General features: G+C 63.2%; 16 protein-coding genes. 12 read left to right on the top strand and 4 right to left on the bottom strand.

Annotation, left to right across the window (positions count from 1 at the left end; translation table 11 throughout):
• Positions 1-49 precede the first annotated feature (49 nt).
• The 5 genes from QX124_RS01955 to QX124_RS01935 all read left to right on the top strand — a co-directional run bounded on the left by QX124_RS01955 (position 50) and on the right by QX124_RS01935 (position 4,727).
• Complete coding sequence (locus QX124_RS01955; protein ID WP_315736500.1) at positions 50-271, top strand: hypothetical protein; 222 nt, start codon at positions 50-52, stop codon at positions 269-271.
• A 213-nt stretch (positions 272-484) separates the two neighbouring features.
• A complete protein-coding gene (locus QX124_RS01950) occupies positions 485-1,600 on the top strand; it encodes an ABC transporter substrate-binding protein (RefSeq protein WP_315795983.1) in 1,116 nt (371 codons plus the stop codon).
• A gap of 105 nt (positions 1,601-1,705) precedes the next feature.
• Positions 1,706-2,803, top strand: coding sequence for an ABC transporter ATP-binding protein (locus QX124_RS01945; protein WP_315795981.1), 1,098 nt, complete (start codon positions 1,706-1,708; stop codon positions 2,801-2,803).
• A gap of 35 nt (positions 2,804-2,838) precedes the next feature.
• Positions 2,839-3,951, top strand: a complete 1,113-nt coding sequence (locus QX124_RS01940; protein WP_315796607.1) for an ABC transporter permease — start codon at positions 2,839-2,841, stop codon at positions 3,949-3,951.
• Entirely contained in the window at positions 3,948-4,727 is a 780-nt protein-coding gene (locus QX124_RS01935; protein WP_315795979.1) for an ABC transporter permease, read from the top strand. The genes QX124_RS01940 and QX124_RS01935 overlap by 4 nt, the downstream gene beginning before the upstream one ends.
• A gap of 167 nt (positions 4,728-4,894) precedes the next feature.
• Here the strand turns inward: QX124_RS01935 and QX124_RS01930 are convergent, their stop codons facing one another.
• Positions 4,895-5,794, bottom strand: a complete 900-nt coding sequence (locus tag QX124_RS01930; RefSeq protein ID WP_315795977.1) for an NAD(P)-dependent oxidoreductase — start codon at positions 5,792-5,794, stop codon at positions 4,895-4,897.
• A 393-nt stretch (positions 5,795-6,187) separates the two neighbouring features.
• Positions 6,188-6,700 (bottom strand): hypothetical protein, encoded by a 513-nt coding sequence (locus QX124_RS01925; RefSeq protein WP_409997662.1) that lies wholly within the window; start codon positions 6,698-6,700, stop codon positions 6,188-6,190.
• Between the two features lie 136 nt (positions 6,701-6,836).
• Here QX124_RS01925 and QX124_RS01920 point away from each other — a divergent pair, with 136 nt between their 5' ends.
• The 4 genes from QX124_RS01920 to QX124_RS01905 all read left to right on the top strand — a co-directional run bounded on the left by QX124_RS01920 (position 6,837) and on the right by QX124_RS01905 (position 9,158).
• Positions 6,837-7,229, top strand: a complete 393-nt coding sequence (locus QX124_RS01920) for a BA14K family protein (RefSeq protein WP_315795975.1) — start codon at positions 6,837-6,839, stop codon at positions 7,227-7,229.
• A 684-nt stretch (positions 7,230-7,913) separates the two neighbouring features.
• Entirely contained in the window at positions 7,914-8,432 is a 519-nt protein-coding gene (locus tag QX124_RS01915; protein ID WP_315795972.1) for an Hsp20/alpha crystallin family protein, read from the top strand.
• Between the two features lie 168 nt (positions 8,433-8,600).
• The gene (locus QX124_RS01910; protein WP_315771217.1) at positions 8,601-8,834 is read left to right on the top strand and encodes a hypothetical protein; all 234 of its coding nucleotides are present in this window, start codon (positions 8,601-8,603) and stop codon (positions 8,832-8,834) included.
• Between the two features lie 30 nt (positions 8,835-8,864).
• Positions 8,865-9,158 carry a hypothetical protein gene (locus QX124_RS01905; RefSeq protein WP_315736492.1) on the top strand — a complete coding sequence of 98 codons (294 nt, stop codon included), beginning with the start codon at positions 8,865-8,867 and terminating at the stop codon, positions 9,156-9,158.
• Positions 9,159-9,250: 92 nt separating this feature from the next.
• Here the strand turns inward: QX124_RS01905 and QX124_RS01900 are convergent, their stop codons facing one another.
• Positions 9,251-9,475: a hypothetical protein gene (locus QX124_RS01900; protein ID WP_315795969.1), complete on the bottom strand. Its 225-nt coding sequence runs from the start codon at positions 9,473-9,475 to the stop codon at positions 9,251-9,253.
• 65 nt (positions 9,476-9,540) lie between these two features.
• On the opposite strand from QX124_RS01900, the gene QX124_RS01895 reads away from it, so the two are divergent.
• The 3 genes from QX124_RS01895 to QX124_RS01885 all read left to right on the top strand — a co-directional run bounded on the left by QX124_RS01895 (position 9,541) and on the right by QX124_RS01885 (position 13,712).
• Entirely contained in the window at positions 9,541-10,812 is a 1,272-nt protein-coding gene (locus QX124_RS01895) for an efflux RND transporter periplasmic adaptor subunit (RefSeq protein ID WP_315771215.1), read from the top strand.
• A gap of 28 nt (positions 10,813-10,840) precedes the next feature.
• The gene (locus QX124_RS01890; RefSeq protein WP_315779135.1) at positions 10,841-12,943 is read left to right on the top strand and encodes an ABC transporter permease; all 2,103 of its coding nucleotides are present in this window, start codon (positions 10,841-10,843) and stop codon (positions 12,941-12,943) included.
• Positions 12,944-13,502: 559 nt separating this feature from the next.
• The gene (locus QX124_RS01885; RefSeq protein WP_315795967.1) at positions 13,503-13,712 is read left to right on the top strand and encodes a hypothetical protein; all 210 of its coding nucleotides are present in this window, start codon (positions 13,503-13,505) and stop codon (positions 13,710-13,712) included.
• Positions 13,713-13,801: 89 nt separating this feature from the next.
• Here the strand turns inward: QX124_RS01885 and QX124_RS01880 are convergent, their stop codons facing one another.
• Entirely contained in the window at positions 13,802-14,659 is an 858-nt protein-coding gene (locus tag QX124_RS01880) for a LysR family transcriptional regulator (protein ID WP_315795965.1), read from the bottom strand.
• Positions 14,660-14,699: the final 40 nt, after the last annotated feature.

Raw genomic sequence — 14,699 nt, 5'->3', positions numbered from 1 at the left:
GCCTGTCCCGCACCAGGCCGCCGGGTCATTCGACCGAAGGAGTTGCAACATGGATTTTTTGAATCATCTCGTCGCCGCCAGGCTGAAGAAGACGGCAAAGGGTTTTGAACGCATCGGCGCACACGGTGCAGCGCGGCGGCTGCCGGCTCCGACCCGTGCACGGGCGACGAGCAGACCGGCGCTCGGCCTCGTCGTCGACAATTCGGCGGAGAGCGAACCGGTGCCGGCGCTTGCCTGCCCGGACGATCAAGGCTGCAGCGCCGGATTGTAGGGCCGCAAGCCCCCAACGCGTCTCTGAGGTTGAACCCGGCCGGACCAGGCCAGGCGCCGGCAGCGGACGATCTCAACACGCCCCGCCGCAACGCGGCCGACGCCGCCCCTAGCGCCAAAATGGCATCATCTCACGATCAAAACTCGCGCTTGCCACGGCTGGGAACAGCCGATAGCTTTTTTGAACCTTTCAAAGCGCGACGGATCATCGAGCATGTTTTCACGGCGGACCAGCCCCACGGGTGTGAAGGTGTCGAACGGAACGGGTCGGGCGACGCCACGCGCGGCCCTCACCGTCTCGAAGACGGTGCTGGTGGCTGCGGCAGCCGTGCTGAGCCTCGCCGCGGCGGCGCAAGCGCGCGATCTCACGGTGGTGTCGTGGGGCGGCAACTATCAGGACGCGCAGCGCAAGATCTACTTCCAGCCGTTCGCCGCCAAGCTCGGCGCCACCGTGCTCGACGAGAGCTGGGACGGCGGCTACGGCGTGCTGCAGGCCAAGGTGAAGGCCGGGGTGCCGAACTGGGATGCGGTGCAGGTCGAGGCCGAGGAGCTCGAGCTCGGCTGCAGCGACGGCATCTATGAGAAGATCGACTGGAGCAAGATCGGCGACAAGAAAGGCTTCATCCCGGCCGGCGTGAGCGATTGCGGCGTCGGCGCCATCGTCTGGTCGACGGGCATGTCCTATGACGGCGACAAGATCAAGGACGCGCCGAAGACGTGGGCGGACTTCTGGGACACGGCGAAGTTTCCCGGCAAGCGCGGCCTGCGCAAGGGCGCCAAATACACGCTCGAATTCGCGCTGATGGCCGACGGCGTGCCGGCGGCCGACGTCTACAAGATGCTGAAGACCAAGGAGGGCGTCGAGCGCGCCTTCAAGAAGCTCGACGCGCTGAAGGCCGACATCGTCTGGTGGGAGGCCGGTGCGCAGCCGTTGCAGCTGTTGTCGTCCGGCCAGGTCGCGATGACCTCGGTCTATAACGGCCGCATCAGCGCCATCAACCGCACCGAGGGCAAGCATTTCGGTTTCGTGTTTCCGGGCAGCATCTACGCGGTCGATAGCTGGGTGGTGCTGAAGGGCTCGCCGAACAAGGATGCCGCGATGAACTTCATCGCGTTTGCGAGCCAGGCCGAGAACCAGGCCAAGCTGCCCGAATACATCGCCTACGGCCTGCCGAACATCGCCGCCGCCAAGCTGGTGCCGGAAAAATTCGCCGCCGAGCTGCCGACGACCCCCGATAATCTCAAGCAGGCGATCGCGCTCGACGTCGGCTTCTGGACCGACAATTCGGAAGAGCTGTCGAAGCGCTTCAATGCCTGGCTGGCGCGCTGAGGCTCGCCGCTTCAGCAAACCGGGCGCGCGATGATCGTCGTCGCGACGCGCGCCTGCCCTCCTCGTGCATGAGTCCCGGCGAGGTCCGCGCCGAAAGCCTCCGTCATGGATACCCCCTTCATCTCGTTCCGGCAGGTGGTCAAGCGCTTCGCTGCGCTGACCGTGGTCGACGATCTCGATCTCGATATCGCCCGCGGTGAGTTCGTCGCCCTGCTCGGGCCCTCCGGCTCCGGCAAGACCACGCTCTTGATGATGCTCGCCGGCTTCGAGCAGCCGACCAGCGGCACGATCGAGGTCGGCGGCGCCAGGGTCGACGGGCTGCCGCCGCACAAGCGCAACATGGGTGTGGTGTTCCAGAACTACGCGCTGTTCCCGCATATGAGCGTGCGCGACAACATCGCCTTTCCGCTCAAGATGCGCGGCACGTCCAAGCCCGAGATCGCGCAGCGCGTCGCCCGCGTGCTCGACATGGTCAAGCTGTCGACCATGGCCGAGCGCAAGCCGGCGCAGCTGTCCGGCGGCCAGCAGCAGCGCGTCGCGCTTGCCCGCGCCCTGGTGTTCGAGCCGCAGGTGGTGCTGATGGACGAGCCGCTCGGCGCGCTCGACAAGAAGCTGCGCGAGCAGATGCAGCTCGACATCCGCGACCTGCACCGCCGGCTCGGCCTCACCATCGTGTTCGTCACCCACGATCAGGACGAGGCGCTGACGATGTCGGACCGCATCGCCGTGTTCAACCACGGCAGGATCGAGCAGATCGGCACGCCGCGCGAGATCTACGAGCTGCCGCGCACGCCCTTCGTCGCCGAGTTCATCGGCGAGACCAACCTGCTGGCGTGCAAGGTCGACGAGCACGCGGGCGAGGCGGTGCGGCTGACGACGGACTCGGGCCTCGCGCTGGCGGCGCATGCCGGGGCCGGCCGCATTGATGGCGGCAGGGTGCAGGTCTCGATCCGTCCCGAGGCCATCCGGATCAACGATCATGCAGCGGCGACCGCGAACCGCCTGACCGCGCGCATCCTGGATGCGGTGTATTTCGGCGATCACATGCGTCTGGTCGCCACGGTCGGCGCGCAGCGGCTGATCATCAAGGGCGATCGTGCCGGTGGTCAGGCTGCGGAGGTCGGCAGCGAGGTCGCGCTGTCGTTCGCGGCGTCGGATGTCTGGGTGGTGGGATCATGCGACCAGACCTCCGCCAACGGTTGACGGCATTTCTTCTGCTGGCGCCGCTTCTGGCGTTCATGCTGTCGTTCTTCGTCGTGCCGCTGGTGACGATGATGAAGTCGGCGGTATCGGATCCGGTCGCGACCGAGTCCCTGCCCCGCACCCACAAGGCGCTGGCGCGCTGGGACCGCATAAGCGTTCCTCCTGCAACCGCACAGGCCGCGTTCGTCGACGACATCCGCAAGCTGGCCAATGACGAGCAGTTCGGCGATCTCGTTCGCCGCCTGAACAGCGCGCAGTCCGGCTTCCGCAGCCTGCTCGGCAAGACCCGCCGCGCGCTCGACGGCACCGGCGCGGTCGACCTCGCCGCGATCGACTCGCGCTGGAGCGAGACCTCCTATTGGACGACCATCGCCGAGGCCGTGGCCTCGCCCTGGACCGACAAGAACCTGCTCGCCGCCGTCGACCTCGAGCGCAACGCCGCCGGCAATATCGCTGCGATGCCGGACGGCGCCTCGGCCAACCGCCTGATCATGATCCGGACCTTCGTGACCTCGGCGCTGGTGACGCTGGCCTGCATCCTCATCGGCCTGCCGTTCGCGATGGTGGCCGCCTCGGTCGACGGCTGGCGCCGGCAGATCCTGCTCGGCGCGGTGCTGCTGCCGCTGTGGACCTCGCTCCTGGTGCGCACCGCGGCCTGGTATGTCGTGCTGCAGGACAACGGCCTGATCAATGCCACGCTCAGGGGATTGGGCCTGACTTCAGCGCCGGTCCCGCTGATGTTCAACCGGCTCGGCGTCGTCATCGCGATGACGCATGTGCTGCTGCCGTTCATGGTGCTGCCGATCTTCAGCGTGCTGATCGCGATCCCGCGCAACCTGATGCCGGCGGCGGCCTCGCTCGGCGCGCATCCGCTGCGCGCCTTCGTCCACGTCCTGCTGCCGCTGTCGATGCGCGGCGTCGTCTCCGGCGCGCTGCTCGTGTTCATGGCCGCGCTGGGCTACTACATCACGCCCGCTTTGATCGGCGGCGCCAACGACCAGATGATCAGCTCGGTGATCGCCTACTACGCCACGGGGGCGGCGAACTGGGGCATGGCCGGCGCGCTCGGTCTCGTCCTGCTGGCGATGACGATCCTGCTCTATGCCGTCTACATCCGGCTGACCTCGGCCGAGGAGCAGCGCGCATGAAATGGCTTCCGCTCATCAAGCTGCTGTTCGCGATCGCCGTCGTCGTGTTCCTGCTCGGGCCGTTGATCGCGGTGCTGCCGTTGTCGCTCACCGACAGCGTATTCCTGAACTATCCCATTCCCGGCTATTCGACGCGCTGGTTTCGCGAGCTGGTCACCGCCGAATCCTGGCGGCTGTCCATCGCCAACAGCCTGCTGATCGGCTCGGGGACCACAGCCCTTGCAACGTTGCTCGGCACGCTCGCCGCGCTCGGCCTGCGCGGCAGGCGCGCCTCGCTGCTGATCTCGACCTTGCGCACCGTGTTCCTGCTGCCGATGGTCGTGCCGGCGGTCGTGCTCGGCGTCGGCATGCAGCTGATGTTTTCGCGCTACGGGCTCACCAACACCTATCTCGGCGTCATCATCGCGCACACCGTCGTCGCCGTTCCGTTCGTGCTGGTCAACGTCTCCTCAGCCTTGCAGGGCGTCGATATCCAGCTCGAGCGGGCCGCCGCGAGCCTCGGCGCCTCGCCCGCCATGGTGCTGCGCTCGGTGACCTTTCCCATCGCGCTGCCCGGCATCATCTCCGGCGCATTGTTCGCTTTTGCGACCTCGCTGGACGAGGTGGTGCTGACGCTGTTCGTCGCCGGCCCCAATCAGCGCACCCTGGCGCGGCAGATGTTCGCCACCATCCGCGAGAACATCAGCCCGGCGATCGTCTCGGCGGCGGCCGTGTTCATCGTCGGCACGATCGCGCTGTCGCTGGCGATGCTCGCGATCCGGCGGCGGATGTCGTGAAGGCCCGACGCGCACGCCTGCCCGTCGAGTTACTCGTCATGCCCGGGCTTGACCTGGGCATCCACGTCCTTTCCTCCACGCATGAAGACGCGGATGGCTGGGACGATCCCGGCCATGACGTCGTGGAGAGAGCCGGACTACAACCCTGATCGTCAAGTCAGATCGCCCTACCCCGCCTTCACGTACTTCCGCCAATTGTGCGCTTCCTTGAACCCGAGCACCTCGCGCGCCTTGCGGTTCGACAACGGCGCTTCGCGCTCGCCGAGCTCACGGGTGATCGGGACGTTGGGACAGTAGCGGCGCAGCAGCTCGCGCGTCGGGATATCAGCCGTCACCGTGTCGTTGACGGCGTTGAAGACCTGGAAGCCGAGCCCGTCCTTCTCGATCGCCAGGTGCACGATCTCGCCGAGGTCGCGGGCGTCGATATAGGACCACGCATTGCGCTTGCGCGACGGGGGATCGGCGAGAAAGCCGGGAAACCTGTCGTATTCATGCGGCTCGATGACGTTGCCGATGCGCAAGCAATAGATGTCGATGCCGTAGCGCATCGCAAACGCCCGCGCGGTCTTTTCGTTCACGACCTTGGACAGCCCGTAGGAATCCATCGGGTCGGTGTCGTAGTCCTCCTCGAGCGGAAAGCTCCTGAAGTCCTTGTCGCCCTCCGCGAAGCATACGCCATAGGTGGTCTCACTGGAGGCGATGATGATCTTGCGCACGCCGAGTTTGGCCGCGGCCTCGATGACGTTGTAGGTGCTGATCGTGTTCACGCGAAAGGTCTCATTGTCGGGCTCGATGAGCACCCGCGGGATCGCGGCGAAATGCACCACCGCATCCGGCGCCCGTGGCGGCCGTCCGGCGTTGAAGCCGCCGAAGCCATGATGCGTGGTCAGCGCGTTGAAGGCCTGGCCGCTGTCTGTCAGATCGGCGATCAGGGTGTTGATCCCGGGGTGATCGAACGGCTTGAGGTCGACGTTGAGGAGCTCGTAGCCCTCGTCCTGGAGATGCGGCAGCACATGCCTGCCCGCCTTGCCTGTTCCCCCGGTGAACACCACGCGTTTGGCTGTCATTGTTCTATCCTCGTGAATGCGTCGGTTCTAGCAGCTTCCGCCGCGCCCGCTCCATAGGAACTTCCAACCGGCCGTGGCCCGCTGTCCCTCGACGTCGAACCGTGTTGCCGCGCCGCATGGGCTGACGAACGCGCCGGCCGGCAGGCGATCCATTTCAAGCTGTTCCTTGTAGATGAAACATTCCACGCACGATTCCAACAATCCGAATTCGGCCAATGTCCCCACAGGCCAAACCCAAGCAACTCATTCGCCTCTGATCCATCACGACGCTGGCGACAGCGGCCGCTGAGACTCTTTCTCACCATCAGCAGCCAAGTTCCCGCACTCGTGATAGGTAACTAATTGCCGTTACGTAGATGCACTGGGCGGCTGGTCCGTCCCGGAAAGGAGTTGTCATGCGATTGTCGTCTCGCGTCGTCGCGCCGTCATTCGTTGCAGTATTGGCGACGATCCTGCTCTGCGGCACGGCCGTCTCGCAACCTGCAAAAGGCTCCGCCTCCACTGCTCCTGTTTCGAAATATCGAGGTAGTACTTGAGCAGCGTGATACCCGAACGCTCGATCATTGCCTCGAATGCCGGCACGGTCTCGAGGAATTCCTTGGTTTCCTCCTTGGTGCAGAAGCCCATGACGCGCTCAACTCCAGCCCGGTTATACCAACTGCGATTGAACAGCACGATCTCTCCTGCCGCGGGCAAGTGCGAAACGTGACGCTCGAAGTACCATGAACACTGTTCCCGATTGCTTGGCGGCCCCAGCGCCACGACGCGGGTATCACGCGGGCCTAGATGTTCGACGATCGACTTGATCGTGCCATCCTTGCCGGCGGCGTCGCGACCTTCGATGATGACGAGGATGCGCTGACCGCGCTCGATCACGCAGCGCTGCAGCTTCACGAGCTCTCCAATGAGACAAGTTTGTCCAATCGATGCACGCTGACGTTGCGCTAGATCAATTCATACAGGCCTTCTCGGATCATTGTCGTTTTTGAGACACCGGATGCGGGTAGCTGCGCTCCCCGAAAATGAACTTGGAGATGCTCCTATGAACAAGTCGTCCAAAGCCGTGCTGGCTGCACTCATCATCGCCACCATGCCGCTTCTCGTTGCCCCTGTCATTGCCGCTCCGGTAACCTCCCCGCTGATGCTGCGCAGCGCTGTGGCGCCATCGGTCGAGACCGTGCGATATCGCCATGGCTGGCACGGCGGCACGGGTGTCGGAATTGGTGCAGGCATCGCTGGCGCGCTGATCGGCGGAGCGATCATTGGGGCAACGCAACCCTACGGATACTACGGCTACGGTCCCGGGCCGGTCTACGTCGCTCCGGCTCCCTATGTGGGCGACGCGGTCAGCTATTGTGCGCAACGCTTCAGGTCTTATGACCCGTATTCCGGCACGTATCTTGGTTACGACGGCTTACGACATCCGTGCCCGTGAGAGTAACCGGAGTCTCCGCCTGTCTGTTGTGATTCAAGCCTGTGATCTATTCAGATCAACCGCTCGAAATATAACAAATCCGCTATAGCTGGACGCCTCATTGGCGGGCTCCGTTCCTCCTTGTCCACTCATGAAAATGAGTGGACATTATTGGACTCCGTGCTCCCCTTCAGAGGCTGCTCCAGTCTCGCCGGGCGCTGTTCTTCTGAAACAAGGGCCTGCTCGTCCGGCGTGACGGAGGTCGACTACTGACGCTATCGTGGCCGCTACTACCGCGCTTCCGGAGTCCGCAATCGGTTCTGGGATTCCCGGCGCCGAAGCTGGAGCCGCTACCTACCGACCCGGCCATTTCGCGCCGGGCTACTACGCACCAGGCCAATACGGTTGTCCCTACCGCTATCGTCGCCGCCACGTGCCATGCTGAGGGCACGATTAATCCAAGATATACAGAAGAGACGCGGTAGCGCTCATCTGCGTTTGGGAATGTCACGGCTAAACATGCGCCGCGCAGCGGCGCCAAAGCTTGTTGCTGTGATTATGTCAACTCCGTTGACGCGTTCACCTTTATCGTCATGCCGGCCTTTCCGCCTCGAAATTACCCCCGCGGTTTTGCGCTACATCAAGGTCGCCATGACCGCGAGGAGCAGGCTGTTTTTCTCTTTCTTCAACCTGCGGAGAAACCAGATGAGCCTTCCGAGATTGTGGACTACCAGCCAGGAGCCTGCATTCGACCCATTCAGGGCCATGCGGCGTGAAATGGAGAACGCGCTTCGCGTTTTCGATCAGGGTTTGCCTTCTCCCAGCATTGGTGCCGGGGCGCCAGCAGTCAGTGTGGCGGAGACCAAGGATGCTTTCGAAGTGACCGCCGAACTTCCCGGCGTGGACGACAAAGATATCAAGGTCAGCCTGGACGGCAACCAGCTGGTTATCTCCGGCGAGAAGAAGGCGGAGAGCACGAAAGACGAAAAGGACTGGCACGTCGAGGAGCGCAGCTACGGCTCATTCTATCGATCGATGTCTCTCCCATTCGAGCCGGAAGAGGGAGCCGTCGAAGCTCACTTCGACAAAGGCGTGCTGCATCTCGCAATCAAGAAGCCGGCCAAGGCGGTGAAGACCACCAAGACGATCGATATCAAGACAGGTGCTCCACCGAGCGCAAGCCCCGCACCGAACAAGGCCGCCGCACCTGGCAAGGCCGCTTAGTTCTGCGCGGCAGAAAGCCGGAGACCAGACCGAGGTAAGCCGGTCGCGGTCTCCGGATTTGGTCATTCGCCTTCTCCGGTGCCGCGATCGAATGAGACTTCGTAGCTTGATCGGCTTCTTGGTCTCAGCGAGCCTCCGTCACGCCTCTGCGATAGAATGAGAGCTCCGATGAAGAAGTCAGTTCGCTCAATTGAGGAGTCTGAGCAGAAGGTGCCACGTGCCGACCGGCCGCCGTCGGAAGGATTTGTGGTCATTGTCGACGGGCACTTCAAGTCGGCGTTTGAGACGGCCGAAGCGGCCGAAGCATCAGGTCGTAAACTGAAGTCGACTTATCCGATGCTCAAAATCGAAATCTATGACGCCGCTACAAGGGGCAGAACCTTGTTAACCCAAGACACATAGCTATCGCATCGTCCTCGTCGGGAGCGGACAATGGCCTTCCTAAAAAGGGAACTGTATCGCCAGGTAAAAGGCCCCGATATCACACGCGAGGATCGCTGTTTCCTTGTCTTCGATACAGACACCAAGAACTTGTATGTCGAGCGGGAGGTGGCGCGTTTGGAGACTGGCATTGGGGGCACGATCGAATACCAAACGGCGACAATGGATATTTCGGACTATCTGACGCAGGGCGGTCAAACAGCTGGTCACCGCGAACTTTGGCGTTTGCTGAGAGCGCTCTTCAACGAGGACCGCGACGGTGCCGGCCCCTCGCGTGAGGTCTAACTTCGCCGCACCTTTTCACCGCCATCATCTGATGAACTCCGCACCCCAAGCCGACTGATCCGGCGCCGCGCGCACGACGACCTGCGGCGACGTCATGTTGGGCTTTGCTTCTCTTTTACAATTTGCGCCAACAGTCTGCGCACTCGCTCATCGTGAAATGTCATTCCGAAAAGGGCCAGAACGACCTGGCCGGGCGGAAGTTCCTCGTCGCCCTTTGCCTGTCGAATGAACATTTCCATCTCGCCATTTTCACGAACAACGATAGCCGCGTCGTTGGCCTTGGCCGGCACCGGGCCGTATACCTTGATCCCAATCAACAATTCGGCCTAGCCGTAGCCTATGGTGGCAATGACCATCATCCCAGGCCCGGAGCCAAAGCGAGATGAACACGCAGCTCGGCACTGGTGCTGCGGCCGAAAGCAGGGAAGCTCTGCCCTATGTGCCGCGTCCATCGACTGGACGCCCGGTCAGCGAGCCGGCCGTACAGCCACGATTTGCGACGAGGCGCTGGGTTCTCGTTGGGATCGCGGCACTGCTTCTTGCTGCATCCCTGGGCATCTGGTGGTCGTTCAGCGGCGACGCTTCAGTTCGATATGAGACAGCATCTGTTGCGATCGGCGACATCGCGCGCGACATCAACGCCACGGGGTCGGTCAATCCGGAATTGACGATCATTGTCGGGACCTATGTCTCCGGCGTGATCCAGGAATTGAGTTGCGATTACAACACGCAGGTCAAACGCGGACAAAGCTGCGCCAAGATTGATCCCCGCCCCTATCAGAGCATCGTCGATCAGGCGAAAGCCAGTCTCGCCATCGCGAAAGCGCAACTGGAGAAGGACAAGGCATCGCTCACCTATGCCAAGGCCAACCTGGAACGCCTCGCCACGCTCGTCAGGACAAGCGCCGTGTCGGAGGACGCCTACGACAATGCGAAAAACGTGTACGATCAGGCTCTGGCGCAAATTGCGTTTGACGGGGCCACCATCCAGCAGCGCGAAGCCGTGCTCGCCGCGGCACAGGTCAATCTCGACTATACCAACATCATCTCGCCGGTCGATGGCACGGTCGTTTCGCGCGCCGTCACCATGGGACAAACTGTGGCGGCGAGTTTCCAGACTCCCACCTTGTTTCTGATCGCGACCGACCTCACCAGGATGCAGGTGGACGCCAATGTCAGCGAGAGCGACATCGGCGGCATCAAGAATGGCGACAAGGCGACGTTCACGGTCGACGCATATCCGAAACGTCTGTTCGAGGGAACGGTGACCCAGGTCCGCCAGTCCCCGCAAACCGTGCAGAATGTCATCACTTACGATGTCGTCGTGAGCGTCAACAACCCTGATCTGGCGCTCAAGCCGGGCCTGACGGCGGCGACAAGGATCATCGTCGATCGGCGCAGCGGCGTGCTCCGAGTTCCGAACCGGGCGTTGCGTTATGTCCCGACCGGGACCGCCCTTGGCGACACGAAACAAGCGCGCGTTTGGGTGCTGCGGGACGGATCGCCGGTGCCGGTTCAGGTCATGGTCGGGCTCGACGACGACGAGTTTACGGAGATCGTGCAGGGCGACCTGAAGATCGACGACCGGGTGATCGTCGCGGAGCAACGGAATTCAGCGAAAGCACGTTCCAGCGTGCCGCGGCCCCGCCTCTGATCGCATCGGCTACAACGATTGAAGGCACATGGCGGAGCCGGTTATCAGGATTGAGGGAGTGTCGCGGACATATCATGTCGGCGACATCGACGTTCGCGCGCTTTCGGACGTCAGCCTGATCGTCGAACATGGCGAGTTCATCGCCATCATGGGCGCGTCCGGATCGGGCAAGTCGACGCTGATGTCGATCCTCGGTTGCCTCGATCGGCCTACCGCCGGTCATTACTGGTTCGACGGCATCGACGTCGCGCAGCTTGCAGAGCCGGATCTCGCCGGCCTTCGCAGCGAGCGGCTTGGGTTCGTATTCCAGAGCTTCAATCTATTGCCGCGCACCAGCGCCATCGACAACGTCGCCTTGCCGCTTCTGTACGCGATGTCCGGCCAGAGCCATGCGAGCGCGCGCTTCGAGCGGGCTCGCGCGGTTCTGGACAAGCTCGGGCTGCGCGACCGGGAACGCAACACGCCGGGCCAGTTGTCGGGCGGGCAGCAGCAGCGGGTGGCAATCGCGCGGGCCCTGATCAATCAGCCGAGCCTGCTGTTGGCGGATGAGCCGACCGGCAATCTCGATACCCGCAACTCCAACGAGATCATGCAGACGCTCAGCTCGCTCAATCGCGAACAGGGCGTCACCATCATCGTGGTGACCCACGAGCCGGATGTCGCGGCCTTTGCCGATCGCGTGCTGACCATGCGCGACGGCCAGATCATCACGGATGTGAAGAAGACAAAGCCCGCCAAGGCGCCGCAGCCGGCGAGCGGGACGGCGGACAAATTGGTCCAGCCCAGGGAGCGGTCGGCCTACGTCGCAATGTCGGTCGCATCATGGCCCTTTGCCTGGATGGTGATGACGGCGGCCGCCGAGGCGATCTGGCGCAACAAGATGCGTTCAGCGCTGACAATGCTTGGAGTCTTCATCGGCGTCGCCGCATTGATTGTCATGGTGTCCGTCGGCCAGGGGGCGAACGAGGCGGTCCGAAAGGAGATCGCAAGGCTCGGGACCAACCTCGTGGTCATCCTGCCGGGCGCCGCCACAAGCGGGGGCGCTCGGGGGGGCTCCGGAAGCGCTTCGACGCTGACCGTTGCCGACGTCCGGGCGATCCGGCAGGAGGCACCCGCCGCCGGGGCGGTGAGCTACCTCATCCGCCAGCCGGGGCTGATCCGCTTTGCGAACCAGAACTGGACCACCGGCATTCAGGGCGTAAGCGCCAATTATCCTCCGATGACGAACTGGCAGATCGCCGCAGGGCGGGCGATCACTCCGGAGGACGAGCGAAGCTCGGCGCTGGTCGCGGTCCTCGGCGAGACCGTGCGCCGGCAACTCTTCGGCACCTCTCAGAATCCGATCGGGGCGACGGTGCAGGCCAAGGGTGTGTCGTTGCGGGTGGTCGGAATTCTTGAAACCAAGGGACAGACATCTTTTGGGCAGGACCAGGACGATCTGATCATGGTTCCGTTCACCACCGCCGAGCGCAAGATTATCGGCGTTGCCGCCCCAAGCCAGCAGCAAACGGCGATCAACTGGATTTATCCGACGCCGCCGAATCCGTATGGGCTTCAACCGCGCATGACCGGGTATGTGAATCAGATTTACGTGCAGGCGGTGGATCAGGCCGGGATCCAGGCGGCGATCGATCAAGCTACTGAAATCCTGGCGCGGCGTCACCGCATCCGCCCAGGCACCATCAACGATTTTTCCGTGCGCAACCTCAGTCAGATTGCGCAGACCGCGGAGGGAAGCAGCCGCATCATGGCGCTCCTCTTGGCCGCGGTGGCGTCCATCTCGCTTGTGGTCGGCGGCATCGGCATCATGAACATCCTGCTCGTCTCGGTGACGGAGCGAACGCGGGAGATCGGACTACGGATGGCGATTGGCGCGCGGAGATTGCACGTCCTGCTACAATTTCTTGCCGAGGCGATCTTCATCAGCGTCAGCGGCGGCATCGTGGGAATTGTCATCGGCGCGGCGTTGTCCGTCGCCATCTCCATCCTCACAGGCTGGCCGGCGCCGATATCCCTGGCCGCGATTGCCGGCGGGTTCCTGTTCTCGGCAGCCGTTGGCATATTCTTCGGCTACTACCCCGCGCGAAAGGCCGCTCGGCTCGATCCCATCGAAGCGCTGCGCTACGAGTAAGCAATACGTTGACCAGACGGCCCGACGTTGACGGGCTCGGGAAACTTGCGCATCATAACTCCTTCACGAAATTTCGAAAGACTTCGCTCGTATGGACTGAACGAACCAGGCCAGGACGCAGAAGCCTAATCGACGGAAGCCGCCGCCCCATCAGCAACGCCGTCGAGTTTCGCCAGGCGCTTCGGTCGCGGGCCCGAACTCGCCGTATTCCGGACTGCCTCGGTCAGCATCTCACGGAGCTCGGCCTTCGTCTTATGCGGTTGCCGCGTGCTCGATTTCTGCCATTTTGCCATCTACCTAATATGGGGATGCCCGCGCAAAATGCCACTTTTTGGTTCCAGGCATGGGTCTTCGGCGGCGACGAGAGGCGGAACGCCCAGGAGCTCATACGCACGATCGACGATGTGTCCAAAGATATCGTCTGCGAACATGACGCGGGCTTCAGCGAGCAATTGTCCACGAGTGGACATGTTAGCTCGATTCATGTCCACCCGACGAGGCAAACGTCATCCCGCTGTTGCTCGGATGGGATTGGCTGACGCCGGCTCAGCAGGCTGATGTGGCCGCGTTCGTGCCGAAGGCGCTCGACGCGCTGCTCCTGGACGGCGGACGCTTCACCTGGGCCGCCGGGCCGCTGACCAAGGGCTCGAACCTCGGCCATGGCACCGGCGGTCTGGCTCGACCGCGCGCGGCGGTTCGCCTGGGATTGCATCACGGACGACGCCCGGCTTCCCACCATCGATGTGGTCTGACGTCAGCGGTCTGCTGAACGGCTTCCAGTCATCCGCACGCTGGGGCAAAGCGCCGATGTCGGCCTGGGCGCCTCGACGGGGAGTGATCGACGACGACAAGCGATATTTACGCCGAGGGTGGACGGTGCTCGCGAAACGCAGTCGCGAGGGTTCTAAGCGCTTCGCGGGATTTGGCGTCCGAGAGTGTCGAGAGAAGAATGATTTCGGACGAGGGAAGCGAGGGCAGTCCGAACCGCCGGCTAACCTCGACCGTGCCGGCCGGCGCGAGCCGGCAAGAGAATACGGCGGTGGCCAAGCCGGCCGAGACTGCGTCGGACACGACGGAGGAACCGCCGCCGAGGAAAACCTCCGTCCAGGCTATTCCCGCAGCGTCGAGCGCGCGGGTGGCGATGTCACGGACTCCGCAGGACGGCGACAACGCGGCCAAACGCAGCGGCTCGCCTGCTCGATGCACGAAGTCCGGAGATGCAAACCAGCCGAAGTGTTCCGGCGCAAGCACCTCGCCGTCGCGCCGGTCGTCCTCCCTGCGGATAATCGCCGCATCGATTTCGCCACAGTCGAAAGCGTCCAGCAGGTTGCGCGAATTGTCGAGCCGCACTTCGATGGTGAGCGCCGGGTCGTGTGCGTTCAACCGCGCAAGGAGTGTCGGAATCTCCGATCCAGCCACATGGCTGGCAATGCCGAGCGCAAACCGGCGACGAGTCGAGGATAGCCCCGCGACGGCGCGGTCATGGGCGGCAAGAAAGTCGCGCGCCGATTCAAGGAACACCGCGCCCTGCGCCGACAGCCGGACCAACCGCGGCGTCCGTTCGATCAGTTTCTGGCCGAGCCGGTCTTCAAGCCGTTTCAGCTTTACACTGATCGCGCCTTGGGTGGTGCCAAGCACCTCCGCCGCCCGTGTGAAGCTCTGCTGATCGGCGATCGTCACGAAGGCCTGGACGGCATCCACGTCCAGTATGGTCATCCCATCTATCCAAATTTGCTGTCTTTGAAATATCCAACCA

The sequence above is a fragment of the Bradyrhizobium sp. SZCCHNRI3043 genome (genome assembly GCF_032377735.1).
Classification (GTDB): Bacteria; Pseudomonadota; Alphaproteobacteria; order Rhizobiales; family Xanthobacteraceae; genus Bradyrhizobium.
This window is presented reverse-complemented; position numbering and strand designations above follow the sequence as displayed.